General features: G+C 62.1%; 23 protein-coding genes and 2 pseudogenes. 4 read left to right on the forward strand and 21 right to left on the reverse strand.

Annotated elements, in window-relative coordinates:
- Positions 1 to 158: 158 nt before the first annotated feature.
- Positions 159 to 548, reverse strand: coding sequence for an AGROH133_08824 family phage infection protein (locus N2A41_RS20845; RefSeq protein WP_222384461.1), 390 nt, complete (start codon positions 546 to 548; stop codon positions 159 to 161).
- Between the two features lie 79 nt (positions 549 to 627).
- On the reverse strand, positions 628 to 2,844 hold the full coding sequence (locus N2A41_RS20850) for a primosomal protein N' (RefSeq protein WP_260109610.1): 2,217 nt from the start codon (positions 2,842 to 2,844) through the stop codon (positions 628 to 630).
- 188 nt (positions 2,845 to 3,032) lie between these two features.
- Between N2A41_RS20850 and N2A41_RS33470 the strand changes: the two are divergent.
- Positions 3,033 to 3,149 (forward strand): annotated as a pseudogene (locus N2A41_RS33470) (amidohydrolase family protein); the annotation flags it as partial.
- A gap of 14 nt (positions 3,150 to 3,163) precedes the next feature.
- Positions 3,164 to 4,096, forward strand: a complete 933-nt coding sequence (locus tag N2A41_RS20855) for a dihydrodipicolinate synthase family protein (protein WP_017966269.1) — start codon at positions 3,164 to 3,166, stop codon at positions 4,094 to 4,096.
- Here N2A41_RS20855 and N2A41_RS20860 read toward each other — a convergent pair.
- Together N2A41_RS20860 and N2A41_RS20865 are read right to left on the reverse strand one after the other, a co-directional pair.
- On the reverse strand, positions 4,077 to 4,574 hold the full coding sequence (locus N2A41_RS20860; protein ID WP_260109611.1) for a GNAT family N-acetyltransferase: 498 nt from the start codon (positions 4,572 to 4,574) through the stop codon (positions 4,077 to 4,079). The genes N2A41_RS20855 and N2A41_RS20860 overlap by 20 nt on opposite strands.
- 14 nt (positions 4,575 to 4,588) lie before the next feature.
- On the reverse strand, positions 4,589 to 5,539 hold the full coding sequence (locus N2A41_RS20865) for a GNAT family N-acetyltransferase (RefSeq protein WP_260109612.1): 951 nt from the start codon (positions 5,537 to 5,539) through the stop codon (positions 4,589 to 4,591).
- Between the two features lie 139 nt (positions 5,540 to 5,678).
- Between N2A41_RS20865 and N2A41_RS20870 the strand changes: the two genes are divergently transcribed.
- A complete protein-coding gene (locus tag N2A41_RS20870; protein ID WP_222384458.1) occupies positions 5,679 to 6,614 on the forward strand; it encodes a tyrosine recombinase XerC in 936 nt (311 codons plus the stop codon).
- A gap of 167 nt (positions 6,615 to 6,781) precedes the next feature.
- The gene (locus N2A41_RS20875; RefSeq protein ID WP_222384482.1) at positions 6,782 to 7,858 is read left to right on the forward strand and encodes a TraB/GumN family protein; all 1,077 of its coding nucleotides are present in this window, start codon (positions 6,782 to 6,784) and stop codon (positions 7,856 to 7,858) included.
- Positions 7,859 to 7,870: 12 nt separating this feature from the next.
- Here N2A41_RS20875 and N2A41_RS20880 read toward each other — a convergent pair whose 3' ends face one another.
- The 17 genes and pseudogenes from N2A41_RS20880 to sdhA all read right to left on the reverse strand — a co-directional run bounded on the left by N2A41_RS20880 (position 7,871) and on the right by sdhA (position 25,528).
- Complete coding sequence (locus N2A41_RS20880; RefSeq protein ID WP_260109613.1) at positions 7,871 to 8,371, reverse strand: cytochrome b; 501 nt, start codon at positions 8,369 to 8,371, stop codon at positions 7,871 to 7,873.
- 102 nt (positions 8,372 to 8,473) lie between these two features.
- Positions 8,474 to 9,880 (reverse strand): dihydrolipoyl dehydrogenase, encoded by a 1,407-nt coding sequence (gene lpdA, locus N2A41_RS20885; protein WP_260109614.1) that lies wholly within the window; start codon positions 9,878 to 9,880, stop codon positions 8,474 to 8,476.
- Positions 9,881 to 9,972: 92 nt separating this feature from the next.
- Positions 9,973 to 10,725, reverse strand: coding sequence for an SDR family oxidoreductase (locus tag N2A41_RS20890; protein ID WP_260109615.1), 753 nt, complete (start codon positions 10,723 to 10,725; stop codon positions 9,973 to 9,975).
- Positions 10,722 to 11,252 (reverse strand): hypothetical protein, encoded by a 531-nt coding sequence (locus N2A41_RS20895; RefSeq protein WP_260109616.1) that lies wholly within the window; start codon positions 11,250 to 11,252, stop codon positions 10,722 to 10,724. Before N2A41_RS20895 ends, N2A41_RS20890 begins: the two co-directional genes overlap by 4 nt.
- Positions 11,252 to 11,428, reverse strand: a pseudogene (locus N2A41_RS20900) (DUF4241 domain-containing protein); the annotation flags it as partial. The pseudogene N2A41_RS20900 and the gene N2A41_RS20895, both read right to left, overlap by 1 nt.
- Positions 11,429 to 11,625: 197 nt before the next feature.
- Positions 11,626 to 12,891 carry a 2-oxoglutarate dehydrogenase complex dihydrolipoyllysine-residue succinyltransferase gene (gene odhB / locus N2A41_RS20905; RefSeq protein ID WP_260109617.1) on the reverse strand — a complete coding sequence of 422 codons (1,266 nt, stop codon included), beginning with the start codon at positions 12,889 to 12,891 and terminating at the stop codon, positions 11,626 to 11,628.
- Positions 12,892 to 12,930: 39 nt separating this feature from the next.
- Positions 12,931 to 13,239, reverse strand: coding sequence for a YciI family protein (locus tag N2A41_RS20910; protein ID WP_017966258.1), 309 nt, complete (start codon positions 13,237 to 13,239; stop codon positions 12,931 to 12,933).
- 15 nt (positions 13,240 to 13,254) lie between these two features.
- Positions 13,255 to 16,239 carry a 2-oxoglutarate dehydrogenase E1 component gene (locus N2A41_RS20915; protein WP_260109618.1) on the reverse strand — a complete coding sequence of 995 codons (2,985 nt, stop codon included), beginning with the start codon at positions 16,237 to 16,239 and terminating at the stop codon, positions 13,255 to 13,257.
- Positions 16,240 to 16,408: 169 nt separating this feature from the next.
- Positions 16,409 to 17,311 carry a succinate--CoA ligase subunit alpha gene (gene sucD / locus N2A41_RS20920; protein ID WP_260109619.1) on the reverse strand — a complete coding sequence of 301 codons (903 nt, stop codon included), beginning with the start codon at positions 17,309 to 17,311 and terminating at the stop codon, positions 16,409 to 16,411.
- A gap of 13 nt (positions 17,312 to 17,324) precedes the next feature.
- A complete protein-coding gene (locus tag N2A41_RS20925) occupies positions 17,325 to 17,816 on the reverse strand; it encodes a DUF1579 domain-containing protein (RefSeq protein ID WP_260109620.1) in 492 nt (163 codons plus the stop codon).
- Between the two features lie 2 nt (positions 17,817 to 17,818).
- On the reverse strand, positions 17,819 to 19,012 hold the full coding sequence (gene sucC / locus N2A41_RS20930) for an ADP-forming succinate--CoA ligase subunit beta (RefSeq protein ID WP_260109621.1): 1,194 nt from the start codon (positions 19,010 to 19,012) through the stop codon (positions 17,819 to 17,821).
- Between the two features lie 34 nt (positions 19,013 to 19,046).
- The gene (mdh, locus tag N2A41_RS20935; protein WP_003543522.1) at positions 19,047 to 20,009 is read right to left on the reverse strand and encodes a malate dehydrogenase; all 963 of its coding nucleotides are present in this window, start codon (positions 20,007 to 20,009) and stop codon (positions 19,047 to 19,049) included.
- A gap of 175 nt (positions 20,010 to 20,184) precedes the next feature.
- Complete coding sequence (gene zapE, locus N2A41_RS20940) at positions 20,185 to 21,348, reverse strand: cell division protein ZapE (RefSeq protein ID WP_260109622.1); 1,164 nt, start codon at positions 21,346 to 21,348, stop codon at positions 20,185 to 20,187.
- A 64-nt stretch (positions 21,349 to 21,412) separates the two neighbouring features.
- Positions 21,413 to 21,928: a protease inhibitor Inh/omp19 family protein gene (locus N2A41_RS20945; protein ID WP_026154363.1), complete on the reverse strand. Its 516-nt coding sequence runs from the start codon at positions 21,926 to 21,928 to the stop codon at positions 21,413 to 21,415.
- Positions 21,929 to 22,064: 136 nt separating this feature from the next.
- The gene (locus tag N2A41_RS20950) at positions 22,065 to 22,883 is read right to left on the reverse strand and encodes a nucleotidyltransferase domain-containing protein (protein ID WP_162116927.1); all 819 of its coding nucleotides are present in this window, start codon (positions 22,881 to 22,883) and stop codon (positions 22,065 to 22,067) included.
- A 5-nt stretch (positions 22,884 to 22,888) separates the two neighbouring features.
- Positions 22,889 to 23,668: a succinate dehydrogenase iron-sulfur subunit gene (locus N2A41_RS20955; protein ID WP_003567268.1), complete on the reverse strand. Its 780-nt coding sequence runs from the start codon at positions 23,666 to 23,668 to the stop codon at positions 22,889 to 22,891.
- A gap of 18 nt (positions 23,669 to 23,686) precedes the next feature.
- Positions 23,687 to 25,528, reverse strand: coding sequence for a succinate dehydrogenase flavoprotein subunit (sdhA, locus tag N2A41_RS20960; protein WP_170260934.1), 1,842 nt, complete (start codon positions 25,526 to 25,528; stop codon positions 23,687 to 23,689).
- Positions 25,529 to 25,530: the final 2 nt, after the last annotated feature.

Below are 25,530 nucleotides of genomic sequence, written 5' to 3' on the forward strand. Positions count from 1 at the left end.
CCTCTTGCTTCTTCCGAAATTCGGGGTCCGTCTAACATAGGATGTTCGGACTCGCAACACGCGTAACGCCCGAATACGCCTTTCATATGAATTTCTGTCCGCAAAATTGCGCAATGGCCTGGAAGCAGGCAAAAGAAGCCGTCTGTCGGCAGCCAGACTTATGTCTGGGTGAAGCCGAAGACGTAGAGCAGCGGTAGCACGGCCAAGGCGATCTGTACAACCAGAAGTAAATAGTTGACGAGATTACTCCCCTTATCCGACAGGATCGAGATGATACGCGCAAAGGCCGCCATCGCGAAGGAGGCGCCGAGCGCCATGTAGATCCAATCCTGGGCGAGCATGATCGCCGACAGCCCGAAACCGAGATAGAAACCACCCATCGAGCGCCCCTCGCCGAAGCCTTCCGGCCGCCCCTCCTGCGCCTGCAGACCGAGAAGACGGAAAGTATGGCCCGGCGCGAACATCATGATGAAGCCGGCGAGGGCCGTGAAAGCGGCGGAGCAAAAGGCAAGCTGCTCGCCAAGCTCGGTCGGAAAGTAAAACTCCATGCGTCAGCCCCAAATCACCCGGATGAATCGGTGTTTTATGACATGCGCCGAAAACGGAGGGAATGGCGGCGCCATTCATTTAGAGAAAACTCTGCGGATCGATATCCAGCTGCACCTGCACCGATCCGCGCTCCTTGGGCGATTGCAACAGCAGTGCCCGCAGGAATCCCTGCATGTCAGAGTTTCGCCGGCCGTGCACCAGAAGGCGGAAACGGTGGCGGCCGCGCACCAGCGCGAGCGGCGCTTCGGCCGGGCCGAGGACCGAGATGCCCGACACCTGCGGGGCGGCGTTGCGCATGCCACGCGCATGGTTTTCGGCGTCGTGGCGAGTTTCGGCCGAAACGATGATCGACGCCAGCCTGCCGAACGGCGGCAACAGGGCACGTTCGCGCTCGGTGATCTCGCGCTCGTAGAAGGCGTCGGAATCGCCGGAGACGATTGCCTGCATGACAGGATGCTGCGGCTGGTAGGTCTGCAGCAGCCCATGGCTCTTGAGGCCGGTGCGCCCGGCCCGGCCCGTCACCTGCGACAAGAGCTGGAAGGTGCGTTCGGCCGCGCGCGGGTCGCCATTGGCAAGGCCGAGATCGGCATCGACGATGCCGACCAGCGTCATCAGTGGAAAATTATGCCCCTTGGCCACGAGCTGAGTGCCGATGACGATATCGGCTTCGCCCTTGGCGATCGCTTCCAGCTCCAGCCGCAGCCGCTTCACCCCGCCCATGATATCGGAGGAGAGAACGATCGTCCGCGCCTCAGGGAAATGCCGTTCCACCTCCTCGGCGATGCGCTCGACGCCTGGCCCGCAGGCGACGAGATGGTCGAGCGTGCCGCACTCCGGGCAGGCCTCCGGCGTGCGCTCGGCATGGCCGCATTGATGGCATTGCAGCTGCTTGCGGAAACGATGCTCCACCAGCCAGCTCGAACATTGCGGGCATTGGAACCGATGGCCGCAGACCCGGCAGAGCGTCAGCGGCGCATAACCGCGCCGGTTGAGAAAGAGCAGCGCCTGTTCGCGCTTTTCCACCGTCTTGCCGATCGCCCGGATCAGCACTGGCGACAGGAAGCCGCCCCGCTCCGGCGTGTGTCTGCGCATATCGATGAGATGCAGGTCCGGCATTGCCGCATCGCCGAAACGCGTCGGCAGGTGGACGGTGCTGTAGCGCCCGCTCTGGCCGTTGACCTGGCTTTCGACCGACGGCGTCGCCGACACCAGAATGACCGGAAAATCGCCGATGCGGCCGCGCACGACAGCCATATCGCGAGCATTGTAGAAGACGCGATCCTCCTGCTTGTAAGCGGGATCGTGTTCCTCGTCGACGATGATCAGGCCGAGATCCTCGAAGGGCAGGAAGAGCGCCGAGCGCGCGCCCGCCACCACCCGCACTTCGCCGGTCACCGCCTGGCGCCAGACTTTCTCGCGCATGCGCGGCGCGAGGTCGGAATGCCATTCGGCCGGCTTTGCCCCGAAGCGGTTCTGGAAGCGCTCCATGAAACTGGCCGTCAGCGCGATCTCCGGCAGCAGGATCAGCACCTGCTTGCCGCGTTTCAGCGTCTCGGCAATCGCCTCGAAATAAACCTCGGTCTTGCCGGAGCCGGTCACCCCGTCGATCAGCGACACCGAAAATTCGCCCTTTTGGACGTCGGCGACGATCTCCTCGGCCGCTTGCCTTTGCGGCCCTTCGAGACGTGCGGCGGTAAAATCCGGATCCGGCATCGCAACGACCGGCGGCGGCGGCAGGAAGATCGTCTCGAAGATGCCGAGCGTGATCAGCCCGTCGACGACGCTCGTCGAGACCCCCGCCGCATGGGCAAGGCCGCTGCGTGTCCAGGAAAAGCCGTCGGAGGCCGTATCGAGCACCCGGGCCCGCGCCGGCGTCATCCGCTCCGGTTCGCCGCCGACGAGCTTCAATCCTTCTACCATCGGTTCCGGTTCGAAGGCGTTCGGTGCCCGCAGCGCCATGCGGGCGACGAGGCCGGGCGGCGAGAGCGTATAGGTCGCCACCCAATCGATGAAATCCCGCATCTCCCTGGCAAGCGGCGGGCAGTCGAAGACATGGCTGATCGGCCGAAGCTTCTTCGGATCGACGCCGTCCTCGACGCCGTCCCAGACGACGCCGATCACCTGCCGCGGCCCGAGCGGTACCTGCACGACCGAGCCGGGCTCGACCGCCATGCCATCCGGCACCGAATAGGAATAGGGTTTCGGCGCCGGCATCGGCACCAGCACCGGAACCGTTCGGTTCGCGGGCGGTGCCTCGAAAAGCGCGCCAAAGAGATCGGACGAATCTGTGCTCATCGCGTGGGACCATGCCCGCAAATCGATGGAATTGGAACCGTAAAGACGAAGCGATGGGTTCCGCGTCATAGCGACGATTTAAAGATCCGAGCCCGGCTATAATGCAGCGAATTTGTCTCAGCTCTGTAGGTCAAGCCCTTGTGCATGATCACCCCGCGGTTGCAATTGGAGTATGCGGTCGCATGGGGGACGGCATGCCCGATGACGCCGAGTTGATCGAGACCATGCTGGCCGCCATCGACGATCGGGCGATCGCCGAAAAGATTTTTGTTCGAAATGCCGAAGCGCTGTTCTTCGGCCGCTGAATTGGAGAGCACCAATGGCCAGACTGACTGAAGATGCCAAGGGCGTCTATGTGATCGCCGTAACCCCCTTCACCGATGACGGCGCGCTCGATCTCGCCAGTATCGACAGCATGGTCGATTTTTACGAAGGCGCCGGCGTCACCGGCCTGACGGTGCTTGGCCAGCTCGGAGAAGCCCCGAAGCTGACCGCCGAGGAATCGCGGATAGTCGTCGAACGGGTGCTGAAGCGACTCGACGGCCGCCTCCCCGTCATCGTCGGCGTTTCGGCGCCAGGGCTTGCGCCGATGCGCGAACTCGCCGAAGCCGTCATGGGTGAGGGTGCGGCCGGCGTTATGGTCGCGCCGCCCTGGACCGTCAAGACCGACGATCAGGCTTTCGCCTTCTACCAGTCGGTCGGCGAGGCCCTCGGCGATACGCCCTTCGTGCTGCAGGATTATCCGCTCACCACCAATGTGACGATCGCGCCCAAGGTCATCGAGCGCATCGTCAACGAGGTGCACAATTGCGTCATGCTTAAGCATGAGGATTGGCCGGGTCTGTCGAAGATCTCGGCACTTCGCGCCGCCAGCGACAGGGGCGCCATGCGACGCATCTCGATCCTCTGCGGCAATGGCGGGCTTTTCCTGCCCGAAGAGATGGGCCGGGGCGCCGATGGCGCCATGACCGGCTTTTGTTATCCGGAGATGATGGTTGGCGTCGTCGAGGCCTATGCCGCCGGAAATCCCGATCGCGCCCATGCGATCTTCGATGCCTATCTGCCGCTCGCCCGCTACGAACAGCAGCAGGGCATCGGTCTCGCCTCGCGCAAATATGTGCTTGCCAAGCGCGGCGTGATCAAGTCCGCCACCCTGCGCAAGCCAGGCGCCAAGCTCTCGGCGCTCGATATTGCCGATGTCGAGCGCTTGCTGGCGCGCCAGGCCATCCGCCTCAAGGAAATCGGGGCGTGAAGCACCGGCTCAAATTCGAAGCCGCTGGATCATCGCTATGGCGCTGCAGCGCGAGCAGATGGCTATGTCCATCTCGTCCGTGGGGCTGAAACCCGAGCGCCTCCCAGAACCTCGCCGCAGCATCGTTTCCCGCATGAACGGTGACGATGCTGCAGCAGGAACGCGCATGGTCGAGCAGAGCTAGGGCAAGCATCCGGCCGATGCCGCGCCTGCGCATTGCAGGACGAATGTAGAAACGCCGCATCCGCAGCGCCTCTGACATGGCGGATTCGACGGTCATGCCGCCGATGCCGACGAGCACCTCATCGATATAAGCGCCAAGCAGCCTTTCGCCGTGATGTTCGAACTTGATATCGCCGATCGACCATTCGTAGATAAGGCGGGCGACATGGCGATAGCCTTCCCGCCGGGCCTCGCTTTCGAGATCTGCGATCTCCTGCGGTAGCCGATCGCGGAGCCTGCGGATATCGATCGTCATGGCAATGCCGGTGGTTAGATTGCAGGAACCGGAATCTCGTGGCGCGGCGCCGCAGCCGGCAGGCCGACCGGCACGAAACTCGCGTCACCATCTCTAGCCATGTCGTGCACCGTATGTTTCTCCAGCGCCTTCGTCACCTCGTTGAGGTCGCCGTCCAGATGTTCGGCCGGAATGAGATTGCCGATGACGAAATCGAAGCGGTCGCCGCATTTGTTCAGCAGTTCGTGAAAGACCGTCATGTCGCGAAGCTCCGTCGACCACTTCGCCAGCCAGTAGAACAGCCCCGAATTGCGCGCCATCATATGGACGGGAAGGATCGGCAGATTGTATTTGCGCGCCAGCCCGACGGCCGAGGTCTTCCACGGACGTTCATTCAGCCGGCCATTCGCCCAATAGGCGATGCGTCCTGAGGGAAAGAGCACTGTCGCCTTGCCTTCCTTCACCGCATGGTTGGTCAGCTGCAGCGTTTCGCGCGCTTTCAGCTTGCTCTTATGCTCCTCCCGCCATTCGACGGGAATGATCATCTCGGCAAACCGCGGATTGACGCGGATGGCATCGCGATTGGCAAAGAACATCATGTCCGGCCGGCGCGCTTTCAACAGATCGAACACGGCAACGCCGTCGGCGATGCCGGTCGGATGGTTGCTGACGAGGATGAAGCCGCCGGTATCGGGAATGCGTTCGCCGTTGGTGATGCCGATGTCGAGTTTCAGCATGTCGCTCATATATTCGAACGACTGGAAGCCCGGCATTTTGGCGACCGCATTGGCGAATTCGAGCGCCTTGTTGTAGCGCAGCAGCGTGTAGAGGAACGGCCGCATGACCGGCCAGAGCGGATTTTTCACGATCCTCTGGCCGCGTTCGGCAATCAGCGTATCGACGATATGACCGGGCTTTCCCTGTGAAACGAGAGCGATCGCTTCCGCGAGCTGTCCGAAAGCCGTCATGGAATCGCGCCGTGCCATGAAAGATCCTGTTTATGGGGTATAAGCTATCGCAGTACAATATGATCGAAGGATGACAAAGGCTTGGCCGGCATTAGCAATTCCATAACTGTTCCTGCTCCAAATTGGCGGACTTGAAGGCAAAATCAAGGCCCGCAACGTGAACGAACTGCTTGTTATCGCCGATCAGCGCCTGATGGCGGAACGGGCCGCGTGGCTCGAAAACCTCGCCAGGGAGCGCCGTCTTTCCGAGCATACTCTCGACGCCTACGAGCGCGATACCCGCCAGTTTCTGACCTTTCTGACCGGCCATCTCGCCGGCCCGGCGACGCTCGGCGATATCAGGGAGTTACGCCCCGCCGATTTCCGCGCCTTCCTGGCGGCCCGGCGCAAGCAGGGCTCCGGCGCCCGATCGCTTGGCCGCAATCTCGCCGGTCTTCGCTCACTGCTGCGCCATCTCGAAAAGAGAGGCCTGGTCAACGCCGCCGGTGCTGCCGCGGTGCGCTCGCCGAAACAACCGAAATCGCTGCCCAAGCCGCTGTCGGACACCCAGGCGATCACCGTCGTCAGCGACGACGCCCAGCTCCATGACGAACCCTGGATTGCGGCCCGCGATGCGGCGGTCATGACGCTGCTCTACGGCTGCGGCCTGCGCATCTCCGAGGCGCTGGATCTTACGCCCGCCGACCTGCAGAAGGGCGCGACGACCCTGCGCATCACCGGCAAGGGCAACAAGACGCGGCTGGTGCCGCTGCTCTCCGTGGTTTTCGACGCCGTCGAGAAATACCGCACGCTCTGCCCATATCATCTCGAAAGCGGCGAGCCGCTGTTTCGCGGCGCTCGCGGCGGCAAGCTGCAAGCGGCAATCATCCAGCGGACCATGCAGAAGATGCGCAGCGCCTTCGGCCTGCCGGAAACGGCGACACCGCATGCCCTGCGCCACTCCTTCGCCACCCATCTGCTGGCCGGCGGCGGTGATCTGCGCACCATCCAGGAATTGCTCGGCCATGCCAGCCTTTCCACAACACAGGTCTATACCGGCGTCGATGCATCGCGGCTGCTCGAGGTGTATGATCGGGCGCATCCGCGCGCCTAACGCATCGGAGAAACAGGACGCGTAGATTGAAAGTGTTAAAGCGCATGGCATCGATCCAACTGAATGTGAGGCGCTTTAAGCTTTCGTTAAGGCCTTCTCTTAAAGGAATATGCGCAAGCCGGGCGTAGAGCATGAAACGCACAAGGCATGTGATCGGAACACCCATCATGACGACATCAATCGGCCGCCGGACGTCTTACCTCGCAGTGCCGGCCAATCTGTTGCTCTGGCTGATTGCGGCCTTTCACATGCTGCTTCTTGCCGCCCTGTTTGCCGCCTTCCTGACGGCAAGGCCGGCGGCGGCCGAAGATGTCGCCTGCACCGGCCGCAACCTGATGGTCGAACTGCAGCAGAGCGACCCTGCCCGCTATGCCGAGGCGCTGAAGGAAGCCGAAGCCACGCCGAACGGCAAGGGCATCTTCTGGAAGATCGAGAAGCCGGGACTTGCACCCTCGTGGCTGCTCGGCAGCATGCATGTCACCGATCCGCGCGTGCTTGCCCTGCCGCCGCGCGCCCAGGCAGCCCATGACGCCGCCGACACCATCATCATCGAATCCGACGAGATCCTCGATGAGCGGAAGGCGACCGCCGCCCTGCTCGCAAAGCCAGAGCTGACGATGTTCATCGACGGCACGACGATCGATAAGCTGCTCTCCCCCGAGGACTACAAGCGCCTCGAGACCGGCCTCAAACAGCGCGGCATCCCGATCAGCGCCGTTTCCCGGATGCGGCCCTGGATGATTTCCAGCGCCGTCGCGCTTCCGGCCTGCGAAATCGCCCGTAAGGCGAAAGGCGGGCAGTTCCTCGACCAGAAGATCGCAACCGACGCCGTTGCTCAGGGCAAGCAGGTCAAGGGGCTGGAGACGCTTGCCGAACAGATCCAGGCCATGGCCGATCTGCCGGTCGAATTCCATCTGAAATCGCTGATCGAGACGCTGGAACTCGGCGACAAGATGAGCGATGTCGTCGAGACGATGACCGACCTCTACCTCTCCGGCGATATCGGCATGACCATGCCGATGCTGAAAACCGTGACACCGGAGGAGGAAGGCGAAAACAGCGATTATGCCGCCTTCGAACAGCGCGTCATCCTCGACCGCAACAAGGTGATGGCCGAGCGCGCCGCGCCCATTCTCGACGGCGGCAACGTCTTCATGGCCGTCGGCGCCCTGCACCTGCCGGGCAAGGAAGGCGTTATCGAGCTGCTGCGCCAGCAGGGCTTCACCGTGACCGCGGTAAACTGAGCCCGTCGGCGCTCAGCCGAGCGTCATGCGGCGCAGAACATTGCTTTTCCAATAGAACTGATGGACGAGGGCGCCGGCGACATGCGCCGCGATCAGCGCCCAGAGAATGATTTTCAGCACATCCGCGTGGAACGAACCGGCGGCATCGATACCGAAATAGTAGGCGGCGATGCCGGAAAGCGGCATCGCGAAGATCAGGATGTAAAGGCCGGCATGGGCAAGCCTTGCTGCAAGACGGAAGATCGCCGGCTCCTGCGCGATCTCATCCGGAACGCCCTTGGTAAAACGCAGCCCGAGCCTGAGCGCAGCAAGCACCAGAATGGCGATGCCGACATAGGCATGGATATTTGCCGATGAAATCTGCTCGGGCGTCGGCACCTGGCCCCTGCGCATGAGGCGATGCCAGATATTCATGCCATCGGGAAACAGCAGGTTGAAGAAGATCAGCAGCGCTATGGCCCAGTGAAGAAAACGCTGGCTCAGGCTGTAACTCATGATGGCCGGCTGCTGCATTTCTGGACCTTCAAGGGATGCTGAACTCAACGATACGCAACAACTAAAACAGCCGCCTGCCTTCCGGCAAGCGGCCATATGCTTTGTTACGAATATGTAAGATTACATATGGATCGGCTTGAAGAAGGTTGCGAGCGCAGCCTCTTTTACCGCTTCCGACATTGTCGGATGCGCGTGGCAGGTACGGCCCAGATCTTCCGACGAACCGCCGAACTCCATCAGCACGGCGATCTCGTGGATCATCTCGCCGGCGCCGAAGCCGACGACATGGCCGCCGAGCACCCGGTCGGTTTCCTTGTCAGCAAGGATCTTGACGAAGCCGTCCGTTGCCAGCATCGCGCGCGCCCGGCCGTTCGCCGTGAAAGGGAACTTGCCGACCTTGTAGGCGACGCCTGCCGCCTTCAGCTCTTCCTCGGTCTTGCCGACGGAAGCGATTTCCGGCTGGGTGTAGACGACGCTCGGAATGACCTCGTAGTTCACATGGCCGTGCTGTCCGGCGAGCATTTCGGCAAGCGCCACGCCCTCGTCTTCCGCCTTGTGCGCCAGCATCGGACCCTTGACCACATCGCCGATCGCATAGATGCCTGCGACATTGGTCTTGAAGTGACCGTCGATCTCGACACGGCCGCGGTTGTCGAGCGTCACACCGGCTTCTTCGAGGCCAAGACCGGCCGTATAGGGGTTGCGGCCGGTGGCGATCAGCACGACCTCGGCGTCGAGCGTCACCTTGTCGCCGCCCTTGACGGGCTCGAAAGTGACCTTGGCGCCCTTGTCGCCCTTTTCGACGCCGGTAACCTTGGCGCTGAGATTGAATTCGATGCCCTGCTTGGCCAGCATGCGCTGGAATTGCTTGGAGACTTCGCCGTCCATGCCGCCAAGGATGGTGTCGAGATATTCGACGACGGTGACTTTGGCGCCGAGGCGCGACCAGACGGAACCGAGCTCGAGGCCGATGACGCCGCCGCCGACGACGATCAGCGTTTCCGGCACCTTCTCCAGTGCGATGCCGCCGGTGGACGAGATGATGGTCTTTTCGTCGATCTCGACCTGCACGCCGGGAATGCCGGCGACGTCGGAGCCGGTGGCGATGACGATGTTCTTGCTTTCGATCTCCTGCACCTTGCCGTCGTCGGCGGTGACGGAGACCTTGCCGGCCGAGACGATCTTGCCGGCACCTTGGAAGGCATCGATCTTGTTCTTCTTGAAGAGGAAGGCGACGCCGTCGACATTCGACTTCACCGTCGCATCCTTGTGGGCCATCATATTGCCGAGATTGAGCGTCGGCGCCGGGACGTCGATACCGAGTGCGCTCATCCCGTGGCCGGCCTGATGGAACATTTCGGAGGCATGCAGCAGCGCCTTCGACGGAATGCAGCCGACGTTCAGGCAGGTGCCACCATAGGTCGCCCGCTTTTCAACGACGGCGACCTTGAGGCCAAGCTGGGCCGCCTTGACGGCACAGACATAGCCACCCGGGCCGGTTCCGATAATGATCACATCGTAGGACATTGCTTCTTTCCCTTTGGATTTCGTTAATCGGCCGCGTGCGACATCAGGCCGAGGAACTCGAGAATATATTGCAGGCTGTTTTCCCAGTCGTTCTAGCGGCCGCCGCTCACATTGAGGATCGCGCCGGTGATATAGGAGGCCGAAGGCGACAGAAGATAGAGGATCGCATCGGCCACCTCCTCGGGCGTGCCCGCGCGCTGCATCGGGATCGACGGCGCCAGCTCTCGCGGCCGATCCGGCAGGCCGCCGGAGGCATGAAGGTCGGTTTCGATGACGCCGGGCCTTATCGCATTCACCCGGATACCCTCGGCTGCGACCTCGCGGGCCAGCCCGACGGTGAACGTATCGATCGCCGCCTTCGAGGCGGCATAATCGACATACTGCGTCGCCGAACCGAGGACCGCCGCCATCGAAGAGATGTTGACGATCGCCCCGCCCTTCCCGCCATGCCGGCTCGACATGCGACGTATGGCCTCTGCGGCGCAGAGGATCGACCCGGTCACATTGACGCGCAGCATGCGCTCGATCCGCTCTACCGACATCTCGTCGACGCGTTTGGGATAATCGACGATGCCTGCATTGTTGACGAGCCCGTCGAGCCGGCCGAAATGCTGGTCGACCGCCGTAAACATCGAGACAATATCCGCAGCCTTGCCGACATCGCCCTGGATCGCCACGGCCTCGCCGCCATCCTCGACAATCGCAGCCACGACGGCATCCGCGGCTTGAGGGTTGGCGGCGTAGTTCACCGCGACACGCCAGCCCTGGCGCGCGGCGAGCCGTGAAGCCGCGGCGCCGATACCCCGGCTTCCGCCGGTAATGAGAACCACAGGTGCATCGCTCATGTCGCACACTCCTTAAATGTCAGCACGTCCCAGGGTGCCACCACGGCCTTGCCCTCGCCCCAAGCGCTGGATTCGCGGATGGCGGGACCAAGGCCGGGAAGCACGAGCTTCTCGGCTGCCTCAGCACCATCCGGTTGCAGATTGTCCATCTCGCCATCGGCATCCATGCCATAGACGGCGCCCTGCCACACCGTGCAGGCATCGAGATCGGCGCCGGTCGCATCCCCCTCGGGGCAGTTGAACATCAGGATGCCGATGGCGCGCACCGGGTCTTCCGAGGGCATGACATAACCGTCCATCACGACGAATGTTTTGAGCGCGCTGACCTTGAACTGGTTGCTGGCGGCGGCCGATGGAGAATTCAGCGGCGCAAAGCGCAATTCATAGGCACCGTCACGATCGGCATAGACCGCCCGTTCCTGCTTGCATGCCGCACCGAACGTGGACGCCGGAACGCCGAAAAATGCAACGGCTGCGATTGCAGCCACGCCTCTCCGTCTCGTCGAGATCACGATCCTTCCGCTCATTACAGCTTCGGCTCCTTCCGCCCGTCGGCATTCCCGACGCTGAAATCCGTCAGCAACACCAGCGTGTGGCCATCCTTGTCTAGTCCCCAGAAGACCGGATAAAAACCGTCGCCCCAGCCGCTCCAGAACGCCGCGACATTGCCTTTCTTGCCCGCGACCGGCCGATGCAGCGGATAAAGCAGCCGATGCGGAGACTGGGACATGCGCGGCGGCAGCGCAAAGAAGAAGGCGCGCCGCTCGCATGATCCGGTTCCGCATCGAAAGCGCTCCCCTTGAGCAATTCCAGCAAAAGTGTGCAGCGGTTTTGCGTTCGGAATTGCGTGAAAACAAATAGTTAGAGTATTTCCGTGATTCGAAGAAAAACGGAAATACTCTAGAGATCGAGAACCAGACGTTCCGGATCTTCCAGGCTTTCCTTGACGCGCACGAGGAAGGTGACCGCTTCCTTGCCGTCGACGATGCGGTGATCGTAGGACAGCGCCAGATACATCATCGGGCGAATGACCACCTGGCCGCCGATCGCAACCGGCCGCTCCTGGATCTTGTGCATGCCGAGAATGCCGGACTGCGGCGCGTTGAGGATCGGCGAAGACATCAGCGAACCGTAGACGCCGCCATTGGTGATGGTGAAGGTGCCGCCCTGCATGTCGGCCATGGACAGCGAGCCATCACGGGCCGCCTTGGCAAGACGGCCGAGCTCCTTCTCGATTTCGGCGATCGACATCTGGTCGGCGTCACGGATGACAGGAACGACGAGACCTTTGTCCGTGCCGACGGCCATGCCGACATGGCAGTAGTTCTTGTAGATGACGTCGGTGCCGTCGATTTCGGCGTTGACAGCCGGCAATTCCTTCAATGCATGCGTCACCGCCTTGGTGAAGAAGCCCATGAAGCCGAGCTTGACGCCATGCTTCTTCTCGAAAATGTCCTTGTACTTGTTACGCAGATCCATGACTGCCTTCATGTCCACCTCGTTGTAGGTGGTCAGCATGGCGGCGGTGTTCTGCGCGTCCTTGAGGCGCTTGGCGATCGTCTGCCGCAGGCGCGTCATCTTCACGCGCTCTTCGCGCGAGGCATCCTCGACCGTCGATGGGCCGCGCGCGGCGGCAGGCGTTGCCGCGGGTGCGGCCGCCGGAGCGGAAATGCCCTTGGCGACGGCGGCGATGACGTCGCCCTTCAGCACCTGGCCGCGCTTGCCGCTACCGTCGATCTGATCAGCGGAAAGATTGTTTTCGGCAAGCATCTTCGAAGCCGCCGGGGCCGGCGGCATGGTGGAGACGGAGGCGCTCGACGACGACGCAGCAGCGGCGGCAACTGGCGCTGGCTGGGCAGCCGCCGCCGGGGCTGGCCGGGCAGGCGCGGCGGCCGGTGCAGCAGCAGCCGGCGCGGCCGCGGCGGCAGCACCTTCGGCGATCTGGCCGAGCAGCGCGCCGAGGCCGACGGTCTCGCCGGCAGCAACGACGATTTCCGAAAGCGTGCCGGAGGCCGGTGCCGGAACTTCGATGGTCACCTTGTCGGTTTCAAGCTCGAGAATCGGCTCGTCGGCCTTGATGGCGTCGCCGACCTTCTTGAACCAGGTGCCGACGGTTGCCTCGCTGACGGATTCACCGAGAGTTGGAACGCGGATTTCTGTGGCCATTGTTCAGATCCTGATTTCGTGTGTTTTCGTTTATGCGTTTCAGACGGCGGGCGGCCGCGAGATGATCGAGGGCATCGGCAGGATATCGAAGCGGAAACCGAAACCGGAAGCGATGATAGGATCGCCGTCGGCAAGAAGCTGTGCCGCTGCTTGATCCTCGACTTCGACGATCGCCATGCCCCAGGCGCCTTCACCCTCGAAGACCGGGCCGACGACGATTGCCGATCCCGCAAGGGCGTTCCGATGCCAGTATTCGGCATGGCGTTTCATCGCCGCCATTTCCTCCCCGGTCCCGTCATGCGGGAAAGTGGGGCGCGGCGGCTGTAATCTCAGAAAGAAATAAGCCATTGCGCCCCCCTTGTTTTAACCGCCCAATGCATCCTCGAGGAATGCGGCGAGCTGCGACAGATGCTTGGACATCAGGCCCGTCGCCGGCGAGGCGGCGGCCGGACGGCCGGTATAGCGGACGCGCTGGTACTTCGCGTCGATATGGGCGAGCACCCATTCGAGGAAGGGGTCGATGAACGACCATGCGCCCATGTTCTTCGGCTCTTCCTGGCACCAGACCATCTCGGCATTGCGGAAGCGCGACAGCTCGTTGATCAGCGCCTTTGCTGGGAACGGATAGAGCTGCTCGACGCGTAAGAGATAGACGTCGTCGATGCCGCGCTTTTCACGCTCTTCGAGAAGATCGTAATAGACCTTGCCGGAGCACATGACGACGCGGCGGATCTTGTTGTCCTTCTGCAGCTTGATCGGGCCGTCCTTGATCACTTCGGCATCGTCCCAGAGCAGGCGATGGAAGGCAGATTCGCCGGCCATTTCGGCAAGCGTCGAGACCGCCCGCTTGTGGCGCAGCAGCGACTTCGGCGTCATCAGGATCAGCGGCTTGCGGAAGTCGCGCTTCAGCTGCCGGCGCAGGATGTGGAAGTAGTTCGCCGGCGTCGTGACGTTGGCGACCTGCATGTTGTCTTCGGCGCAAAGCTGCAGGAAACGCTCGAGGCGGGCCGAGGAGTGTTCAGGACCCTGACCTTCATAGCCGTGCGGCAGCAGGCAGACGAGGCCCGACATGCGCAGCCACTTGCGTTCGCCCGACGAGATGAACTGGTCGAAGACTACCTGCGCACCGTTGGCGAAATCGCCGAACTGGGCTTCCCAGAGGGTCAGCGCATTCGGACGCGCGAGCGAGTAGCCGTATTCGAAACCGAGCACGGCCTCTTCCGAAAGCATCGAATTGATGACTTCGTAGCGCCCCTGCGTCGGCGAAAGATTGGCGAGCGGGATGTAGCGCTCTTCGGTTTCCTGATCGTAGAGAACGGAGTGGCGCTGCGAGAAGGTGCCGCGCTCACAATCCTGACCGGAGAGGCGGATCTTGCTGCCTTCGACGCAGAGCGCACCGAAGGACAGCGCTTCAGCCATCGCCCAGTCGATACCCTCGCCGGTGGCGATCATATTGGCGCGGTTTTCCATGAAGCGCTGGATCGTCCGGTGCGCATTGAAGCCCGCCGGGATCTCCGAGAGCTTGCGGCCGACCTCCTTCAGCGTCTTCATCGGCACGGCGGTCTTGCCGCGGCGCTGCTCGTCGGCATTGTCGGCCGTGCGCAGGCCCGACCACTCACCATCAAGCCAGTCGGCCTTGTTCGGCTTGTACTGCTGGCCGGCCTCGAATTCCTGTTCGAGATGGAGGCGCCAATCGGCCTTCATCTTCTCGACTTCGCCGTCCGTGAGCAGACCCTCGGCGACGAGGCGGGCCGCATAGAGCTGCAGCACGGTCTTATGGGCGCGGATCACCTTGTACATCTTCGGCTGCGTGAAGGACGGTTCGTCGCCTTCATTGTGGCCGTAGCGGCGGTAGCAGAAAAGGTCGAGCACAACGGGCTTGTGGAACTTCATGCGGAATTCGGTGGCGATCTTGGCCCCATAGACCACCGCTTCCGGATCGTCGCCGTTGACGTGCAGGATCGGCGCCTCGATCATCTTGGCGACGTCGGACGGATAAGGCGACGAGCGCGAGAAGGCCGGGTTGGTAGTGAAGCCGATCTGGTTATTGATGATCACATGCATGGTGCCGGCGACGCGGTGACCGCGCAGACCGGAAAGGCCGAGGATTTCGGCAATGACACCCTGGCCGGCAAAGGCCGCGTCGCCATGGATCAGCAGCGGCAGCACCTTGGCGCGTTCGGAAAGCGGGATGATGTCGCCGTCCCAGACGGTGGCGTTCATATCCTGCTTGGCGCGGGCCTTGCCCATGACGACGGGATCGACGATTTCGAGATGCGACGGGTTCGCCGTCAGCGAAACGTGGATCTTGTTGCCGTCGAATTCGCGGTCGGAGGAGGCGCCGAGATGGTACTTGACGTCGCCCGAGCCCTCGACTTCGTCGGGAGCGGCCGAGCCGCCCTTGAACTCGTGGAAGATCGCCCGGTGCGGCTTGCCCATGACCTGGGAGAGCACGTTCAGGCGGCCGCGATGGGCCATGCCGAACACGGCTTCCTTGAGGCCGAGATGACCGCCGCGCTTGAGGATCTGCTCCAGCGCCGGGATCAGCGATTCGCCGCCGTCGAGGCCGAAACGCTTCGTGCCCTTGAACTTGACGTCGAGGAACTGTTCGTAGCCTTCGGCTTCGACGAGCTTGGCAAGGATCGCCTTCTTGCCTTCCGGCGTGAAGGCCACACCCTTGTCCGGTCCTTCGATGCGCTCCTGGATCCAGGCCTTTTCTTCCGGGTTGGAGATATGCATGAATTCGACGCCAAGCGTCGAGCAATAGGTGCGCTCGAGGATTTCGATCATCTCGCGGATGGTCGCGTATTCCAAGCCGAGCACGTTGTCGATGAAGATCTTGCGATCGTAATCGGCGGCCGTGAAACCGTAATTCTCCGGCGAAAGTTCGTGATAGTCGTCAACGGGAGCGGCGATGCCGAGCGGGTCGAGCTTGGCATGCAGGTGGCCACGCATGCGGTAAGCGCGGATCATCATGATCGCGCGCACGGAATCGCGCGTCGCCTGCAGCACCTCGGTGCTATCGGCAGGCTTGCCCTGAGCTTCGGCCTTGGCCTTGACCTTGGTCTCGATCACCTTCTCGACGATGCCCCAGTCGCCATCGAGAGCCGATACCAGATCGCCGCCGGCCGGAATCGGCCAGTTCTTCTTGCGCCAGGAAGCGCCCTTAGCCGCCCTCTTCACATCGCTGGGATCCTCCTCCAGCGCCTTGAAGAAGGACCGCCACTGATCGTCGACCGATGCCGGGTCCTCTTCATATCGCGCATAAAGCTGCTCGATATAGGCAGCGTTGGCGCCATCCAGAAACGAGGTGATCTGAAACTGCTCGTTGGCTTCTTGCCGTGCCATGGTGATATGCGGACGCTTCCGTCCGCCTCCTGACTTTGATGAATTTGCCGGCTTGATGGCCGGCTGCCGCATTCCATTGCCGCCTGTCCGCGGCGCATCTGCTGGTTTCGTATTGTCGAGGCCGGGCGGAAGGCGCAGATGCCGTTCCTCCGCCCGGTCTATAGGTGGCTTAGCCCTTGAGGACTTCAACCAGCGTCTTGCCTAGGCGGGCCGGGGATGGCGACACCTTGATGCCTGCCGATTCCATCGCTGCGATCTTCGATTCCGCATCGCCCTTGCCGCCGGAAACCACAGCGCCGGCATGGCCCATGGTGCGGCCCTTCGGGGCCGTACGCCCGGCAATGAAGCCAGCCATCGGCTTCTTGCGGCCCTTCTTGGCTTCGTCCTTGAGGAACTGCGCTGCGTCTTCTTCAGCCGCACCGCCGATTTCGCCGATCATGATGATCGAGTGGGTGGCTTCGTCGGCCAGGAACATTTCCAGGACGTCGATGAACTCGGTGCCCTTGACCGGGTCGCCGCCGATGCCGACGGCCGTCGTCTGGCCGAGACCTTCATTGGAGGTCTGGAACACGGCTTCATAGGTCAGCGTGCCCGAGCGGGAAACGATACCGACCGAACCCTTGCGGAAGATCGAGCCCGGCATGATGCCGATCTTGCATTCTTCCGGCGTCAGGATGCCCGGGCAGTTGGGGCCGAGCAGGCGCGACTTGGAGCGGTCGAGGCGAGCCTTGACCCGCACCATGTCCATGACCGGAATACCTTCGGTGATGCAGGTGATGAACGGGATCTCGGCGTCGATCGCCTCGATAATCGCGTCGGCGGCTCCTGCCGGCGGAACATAGATGACGGTCGCGTTGGCGCCGGTCTTTTCCTTGCCTTCGGCAACGGTTGCGAAGATCGGCAGGTTTTCGCCCTTTGCGCCGGTCCAGGTTTCGCCGCCCTTCTTCGGGTGGATACCGCCGACCATCTGGGTGCCGTAATAAGCGAGCGCCTGTTCGGTGTGGAACGTGCCGGTCTTGCCGGTTAGGCCCTGAACGAGAACCTTGGTGTCTTTGTTGACGAGAATGGACATGCGAGGCCTTTGTTTAGGAGAGGTTGGAAGACGTGGAGGACGCGCGACGATAGACGCCGCTGACGACCTCCTGCCAAGTATCGCTGCCTGCAGGCGAAAAGCTGACGCCCATCCGGTAGCAGTCTTCATTTTCAAATGTGAATACGGTGCGCTGGCTGCCGCGCGGCGAAGTCTTCATCAGCACAAGCTCATTGCCGTTCCACTCGCCGGACGCCGGCACGGGCGGCGCAAAACCTGCGGTGTCGAACTGATAGAGTTTATAGGTCTGGTCCGAAGCATCGAAGCCGAAAACATTTCGCGCCTCGAACGAAACAGTACCATCGCGCGTCTGGCGATAGCGCTGCTCGAGAAAGAACCCTCCGAACAACGCCTCACCGGAAAAGTCAGCACTGGCCTTGCCTTCACTCGTCCACGCCGACGCCGCGACACGCTCGTCCCCTTCCCATACGCCGGCGAAGGCGTTGAGGCGGAAATGAGCAGCGGAGGGCGTGGACTGGAAGGTCATGATCAGCCGTTGATCGCCGCGACGATCTTCTTGGCTGCATCGTCCAAGTCGTCAGCCGCCGTGATCGCCAGACCCGACTCGTTCAGGATCTTCTTGCCGAGTTCGACATTGGTGCCTTCAAGGCGCACGACGAGCGGAACCTTGAGGCCGACTTCCTTGACCGCGGCAATCACGCCCTCGGCAATGACATCGCACTTCATGATGCCGCCGAAGATGTTGACGAGAATGCCTTCGACCTTGGGGTCTGCGGTAATGATCTTGAAAGCCGCAGCAACCTTCTCCTTGCCGGCACCGCCGCCGACGTCGCAGAAGTTAGCCGGCTCCTTGCCGTAGAGCTTGATGATGTCCATCGTCGCCATGGCAAGGCCTGCGCCGTTGACCATGCAGCCGATATTGCCGTCGAGCGCGACATAGGCGAGGTCCCACTTCGAGGCCTCGATTTCCTTGGCGTCTTCTTCGGTCTCGTCGCGCAGCGCCTTGACGTCGTCGTGACGGAAGAGCGCATTGCCGTCGAAAGACATCTTGGCATCGAGGACGCGCAGATGGCCATCCTTCATGACGATCAGGGGGTTGATCTCCAGGAGAGCCATGTCCTTCTCGCCGAAGGCCTTGTAGAGCGCCGGGAAAAGCGCCTTGGCGTCTTCGGCGGCAGCGCCGTCGAGCTGGAGAGCCTTGGAGATTGCAACAACGTCGGCCGCCGTCACGCCGGCTTCCGGATCGATGGCGATCGTCTGGATCTTTTCGGGCGTATCGTGGGCGACAGCTTCGATATCCATGCCGCCTTCGGTGGAGACCACGAAAGCCACGCGACCGACCGAGCGGTCGACCAGCAGCGAGCAATAAAGCTCGCGAGCGATGTCGGCGCCGTCTTCGATGTAAAGGCGGTTGACCTGCTTGCCGGCTTCGCCGGTCTGGGCAGTCACCAGCGTGTTGCCTAGCATTTCCTTGGCATGGGCGACGACTTCGTCGATCGACTTGGCGAGACGCACGCCGCCCTTGGCTTCCGGCGACAGCTCCTTGAACTTGCCCTTGCCGCGGCCGCCGGCATGGATCTGGCTCTTGACCACGTAAAGCGGACCGGGAAGCGACTTGGCGGCAGCTTCGGCTTCTTCAACGTTGAGAATAGCCACACCCTCGGCAACCGGGGCGCCATAGCCCTTCAGCAGAGCCTTGGCCTGATATTCATGAATGTTCATGGGTGTATCCCTATTTCGATTACTTCAGCGCCAATCACTTCAGGGCAGGCGCGATGTTGATGCAGGCTTCGCAGAGACCGGCGACGGCGCCGACGGACTTGTCGAAGGCTTCCTTCTCGGTCTTGTTGAGATCGATCTCGATGATGCGCTCGACGCCGCCGGCGCCGATGACGGTGGGAACGCCGACATACATGTCCTTGACGCCGTACTGACCGGAGAGGTGGGCAGCGCAGGGCAGAACGCGCTTCTTGTCCTTGAGGTAGGATTCGGCCATCTCGATCGCCGAGGCGGCCGGCGCGTAATAGGCCGAGCCGGTCTTCAGCAGGCCGACGATTTCAGCGCCGCCGTCACGGGTGCGCTGGATGATCTCTTCGAGCCGCTCCTTGGTGACCCAGCCCATGGTGACGAGGTCGGTGAGCGGAATGCCGCCGACCGTCGAGTAGCGGGCGAGCGGCACCATCGTGTCGCCGTGGCCGCCGAGCACGAAAGCCGTGACGTCCTGGACGGATACGTTGAATTCCTTGGCGAGGAAGAGGCGGAAGCGCGAGGAGTCGAGAACGCCGGCCATGCCGACGACCTTGTTGGCGGGAAGGCCGGAAAACTTCTGCAGCGCCCAGACCATGGCGTCGAGCGGGTTGGTGATGCAGATCACGAAAGCGTTCGGGGCATATTTCTTGATGCCGGCGCCGACCTGCTCCATGACCTTGAGGTTGATGCCGAGAAGATCGTCGCGGCTCATGCCGGGCTTGCGGGCGACGCCTGCCGTGACGATGCAGACGTCAGCGCCCTCGATCGCGGAATAGTCGCTGGCACCCGTCAGATTGACGTCGAAGCCTTCGACCGGCGACGACTGGGAGATATCGAGACCCTTGCCCTGCGGAATGCCGTCTGCGATGTCGAAGAGGACGATGTCGCCCAGTTCCTTCAGGCCGGCGAGGTGTGCCAGCGTGCCACCAATCATGCCAGAACCAATGAGTGCGATCTTGTTACGCGCCATTTCGCTGTTTCCTTTGCGATCAAATTCGTCGAACGGACGCCAAGGCACCGCCCAATGACGCAATCGCATAGACCCAAAGCCAAAAAATGGCAATCCATTATTTTTGATGCAGCGTTTTCAATCGTTTAGATACAAAAATGCTTACGTAAACGTAAGATATTCTGTCACCGAATTGTTACTCCGCGGCGCGTTTCTCATGGTGCAGCGCAAGATATTCCGCACTGCGCATCTCGAACAGGCGTGAAGCCGTGCGGTCGAATTCGAAGCCCTCGACACCCCGCCGTTGCAGCAGCAGTTCCTCCGGCATGGCCGCTGCGGAAATGTAAAGCCGCACGGCATGATCGTAGAACGTATCGACCAGAATGATGAACCGCTTGATCTGGTTCCGCTTTTCCGGCCCGAGCAAGGGAATGTGATCGACGAAGACCGTATCGAAACGCTCGGCGATCGCCAGGAAGTCGACTGCCCCGAGCGGCTTGTCGCAGAGATCGGCGAAAGAGAACCGCGCCATGCGGTCGACGGCGAGCGGCACATGGATGTGGCGCCCCTTCATTGGAATATCCAGCGGCTGCGCCTTGCGCCCATGCAGCGCCTGCGTCCAGGACGCATCCATCGCCATGTCGTTATGGTCGTTGATCGGCACCAGATAGACCGGCTGGCTGCTCAGCTTCTCCATCCGGTAGTCGGTCGGCGAATCCAGGGTGACGACATCGACATGCTGCTTGAGCAAGGCGACGAAGGGCAGGAACAGGCCGCGATTGAGACCATCCGTGTAGAGATTGTCGGGTTCGACGTTCGAGGTCGCGACCAGCACGCATCCGCGCGCGAAAAGCTCGGAGAACAGCCGCGACAGGATCATCGCATCGGCGATGTCGGTGACCGTGAACTCGTCGAAACAGAGCAGTTCTGCCTCGTCGTAAAGCGCTGCGGCGACCGGCGGCATCGGGTCGGCCTGTCTCGTCTCGCCGTTCTTGAGCTTCAGCCGGTGCGCCGCGATGCGGTTGTGCACATCCGCCATGAATTCGTGGAAATGCGCCCGGCGCTTCTTCCTGCACGGCGCCATCGCGAAGAACATGTCCATCAGCATGGTCTTGCCGCGCCCGACGCTGCCGTGGATATAAAGCCCCTTGATGCCGTCTGTGGATTTCTTCTTGGCGGCAAACAGCCAGCCGAGCGCGCTCGATTTTGCCGCCGGCAGCCGCTGCTTCAGCCCGGCGAGCACCCGGTCGAGGCTCTTTGCCACGTCCAATTGGGCAGAATCGACCTGGAGGGCGCCCGATGCGGTCAGCGCTTTAAGCTGTTCGCAGACGCTGAGCGCATAATCCGGCATTGGTTGCATGAGCGCATATCCGCCTGTCAGTCAATGGCGCTGACCCGCCGGTTCGTTTACCACGCCAGTTAGTTTACCGACTGAGGCTGATCGACTGGCCCGTGCTCGTCTGTCCCTGGAAGCGGTTGTCGGCCGTCTTGTAGACGCTGCCAAGCTGGTTGCCCGAGCGGTCCTTGAGCAGCACCTGCTTGCCGGCGACCTCCCAGGAGCCCATCGCCGTCAGCTCGCCGACGCAACCACGCGTGCCGCCGCGCGAACCGCTGCCGAGATTGGTGAGCGTCAGGAACATGTCGCAGCTGCCGTTGACACGCCAGCTTCCAACCATCGATTCCTTGGTGATATCGAGCGCATTCGCGGCCATTGCCCCAGGCTGAGCGCCCGGCATCGGCGACGCCGACGCTGGTGCGGCCGGAAACTGCGAGCTGCCGGTCGGCGGCGGAAGCTGCCCGCCCTGTACGGAGGGCACCGGTTGCGCCGTCAACGGCGTCGGCACCGAGTTTGAGCTGGAGTTGTAATTATATGCCGTCCGATCACAACCGGCTAGCGCGAGAGCCACCACCAGACCTGTCATCGCATATCGCAACTGCATCATCATACTCCTGAATTCGGCCATCGCCGCAGAGAAACGGGCGTGAGACAAGTCCGATTATCGTAATTCGCTTTGGTTAATCAAGTCGGGCGGCATAAATTGCCCGCGACAACACCTAACCGAAAAACGATACAGTTCAACTGTCCCGCTGCAAAACTTCCTGCACATAGAATTTGTCAGCAAGGTGTTGCCCGCGTTCATCTCTGTCAGGATCCCTGTCGAACTCGCGCAATGTCTCGGAATAGCGCTCCAGTGCACCCTGCAGGAACACTTGCACCAGTGCCGGTGGCAGGCCCACACCCATTTCGCGCGTCTGCTTCTTGACATGCACGAGATCGAGTATCGCCGCCCGAAGTTCCGGCGCGATGGAGATCGTCTCAAGGCATTCCAGCATATTCATCGGCGGCAGCACGCGATATGAACGCTGCCGCATCCATTCGAGCGCGATGGCCGGACGCAGGGCATAGAGCAGCGTCTTCAGCTTGATCACGTCTTCGCCATGGCTTTGAAAATGCCGCCGCATAAGTCCGACATAATGCGCAGCGACCTTCTCCGGCACCATGACGTGATCAAGAAACGCGCCGAGACGGGAGCGAAAACCAGCTTCCTCTTCGTAGGCGATCGGCGATTTCAGCCATTCAACCACCACGGCGTTTCCCTTGAGCGCGAGCCGCAACGCCTTTCTGAGATCCCAGCCGCCTGTATCGATATCGCCAATGATCGGGAACTCGATGACATCGCGCGCCGAAACAAGAGCAAGATGATGTTCGACGGGACGGATGTAGACAAAGCGACAATCATAATCGCTGTCGGGAGATGGAAAGCCCCAGGCGCGGCTGCCACTTTCGATCGCAAAACCGATGCGGATGCCCTGTTCGCGCACCGATGCAAGCCGCGACCTGATCTCCGTGACGGCTTCGGGATCGAAGCCGTCGATTCCGCCATCGGTATGCATGCTGATCAAACCCGGCGCTCGACCATCATCTTCTTGATTTCGGCGATTGCCTTGGCCGGGTTAAGACCCTTCGGACAAGTCTGCGCACAGTTCATGATCGTATGGCAGCGATAGAGGCGGAACGGGTCTTCGAGATTGTCGAGGCGCTCGCCGGTCGCCTCGTCTCTGGAATCGATCAGCCAGCGATAGGCCTGCAGCAGAACGGCCGGACCGAGATAGCGGTCGCCGTTCCACCAGTAGCTCGGACAGGAGGTCGAGCAGCAGGCGCAGAGGATGCATTCATAAAGGCCGTCGAGCTTCTGCCGGTCCTCGTGGCTCTGCTTCCACTCCTTGGCCGGCGCCGGCGACACCGTCTTCAGCCATGGCTCGATCGAACGATGCTGGGCATAGAAGTTGGTGAGGTCCGGAACCAGATCCTTGACGACGGGCAGATGCGGCAGCGGATAGATCTTCACCGCACCCTTGATATCGTCGAGGCCCTTGGTGCAGGCGAGCGTGTTCGTGCCGTCGATATTCATCGCGCAGGAGCCGCAAATGCCCTCGCGACAGGAGCGGCGCAGCGTCAGCGTCGGGTCGATCTTGTTCTTGATGTAGAGCAGACCGTCGAGCACCATCGGCCCGCAATCGTCGACATCGATGTAGAAGGTATCGATCGACGGGTTCTGACCATCGTCCGGGCTCCAGCGGTAGACGCGGAATTCGCGGGTGTTCTTGGCGCCCGCCGGCTTCGGCCAGACCTTGCCTTCGCGCATCTGAGAATTCTTGGGGAGAGCGAGTTCAACCATGTCCGGTTCCTCTTGAGATCAGTACACGCGAGCCTTCGGCTCGATCTTATGCGGATCGATGCCTTCCGCGATCAGCTCGGTGTGGACCGGCCGGTAATCGAGTTTCACGTCGCCTGCCTCGTCCACCCAGGCGAGCGTGTGTTTGCGCCAGTTGACGTCGTCGCGGCCGGCGAATGCACCCTCGGCATAGTCCTCGCGGGCATGCGAACCGCGGCTCTCCTTGCGGGCCTCAGCGCCGTAGATCGTCGTGATGGCGTTGGCCATCAGGTTCTGCAGCTCAAGCGTCTCCACGAGGTCGGAGTTCCAGATCATCGAGCGGTCGGTGACCTTGATGTCCTTCATCTCGCCCCAGATTGCCGAGATACGCCGGCAACCGGATTCCAGCGATTCCTGCGTGCGGAAGACGGCGGCGTCTTCCTGCATGGCACGCTGCATCTTCTCGCGCAGTTCTGCCGTCGGCGTGCCGCCGCTGGCGTGGCGCAGACCGTCGAAACGGTCCATGATCTTGTCGCAGGCGGCGACATTGAGATGCGGGATCGGCGCCGCGCGGTCGATCACCTCGCCGGCGCGGATCGCCGCGGCGCGGCCGAAGACCACCAGGTCGATCAGCGAGTTGGAGCCGAGGCGGTTGGCGCCGTGCACCGAGGCGCAGCCGGCTTCACCCACAGCCATCAGGCCGGGGATGATCCGTTCAGGATTGGCGCCGTCGGCGTTCAGCACTTCGCCCCAATAATTCGTGGGAATGCCGCCCATATTGTAGTGAACGGTCGGCAGAACCGGGATCGGCTCGTGCGTGACGTCGACGCCGGCGAAGATCTTGGCGCTCTCGGAAATCCCCGGCAGGCGTTCATGAAGAACGGCCGGATCGAGATGGTCGAGATGCAGGAAGATGTGGTCCTTCGCCTTGCCGACACCGCGGCCCTCGCGGATCTCAAGCGTCATGCAGCGCGAAACGACGTCGCGCGAGGCAAGGTCCTTGGCCGAAGGCGCGTACCGCTCCATGAAGCGCTCGCCCTCGGAGTTGACGAGGTAACCGCCTTCGCCGCGCGCGCCTTCGGTGATCAGACAGCCCGAACCGTAGATGCCGGTCGGGTGGAACTGAACGAATTCCATGTCCTGCAGCGGCAGGCCGGCACGCGCCACCATGCCGCCGCCGTCGCCGGTGCAGGTATGGGCCGATGTTGCCGAGAAATAGGCGCGGCCGTAGCCGCCGGTCGCCAGCACCACCATCTTGGCGGCGAAGCGATGGATCGTGCCGTCGTCGAGGCACCAGGCGACGACGCCGGTGCAGCGGCTGCCGTCTTCCGACATGATCAGGTCTAGCGCGAAATACTCGATGAAGAATTCGGCATTGTTGCGCAGCGACTGGCCGTAGAGCGTATGCAGGATGGCGTGGCCGGTGCGGTCGGCAACGGCGCAGGTGCGCTGGACCGGCGGGCCTTCGCCGTAATTCTGCATATGGCCGCCGAACGGGCGCTGATAGATCTTGCCTTCCTCGTTGCGCGAGAACGGCACGCCGTAATGCTCGAGCTCATAGACCGCCTTCGGCGCTTCCATGGTGAGATACTGCATGGCGTCGACGTCGCCGAGCCAATCGGAACCCTTGACTGTATCGTAGAGGTGCCACTGCCAGCTATCCGGCGTCATGTTGCGCAGCGAAGCGGCGATGCCGCCCTGGGCCGCGACCGTATGCGAGCGGGTCGGGAATACCTTGGTGATGCAGGCCGTGCGGAAACCCTGCTCTGCCATGCCGAGCGTGGCACGCAGCCCGGCGCCGCCGGCGCCGACGACGATCACGTCGTAGGAGTGATCGACATACTTGTAGGCCTTGCCGTTCTGGGCGGGTGAAGTCGGTGCCATGT

The organism is Rhizobium sp. SRDI969 (genome assembly GCF_025152725.1).
Classification (GTDB): domain Bacteria; phylum Pseudomonadota; class Alphaproteobacteria; order Rhizobiales; family Rhizobiaceae; genus Rhizobium; species Rhizobium leguminosarum_I.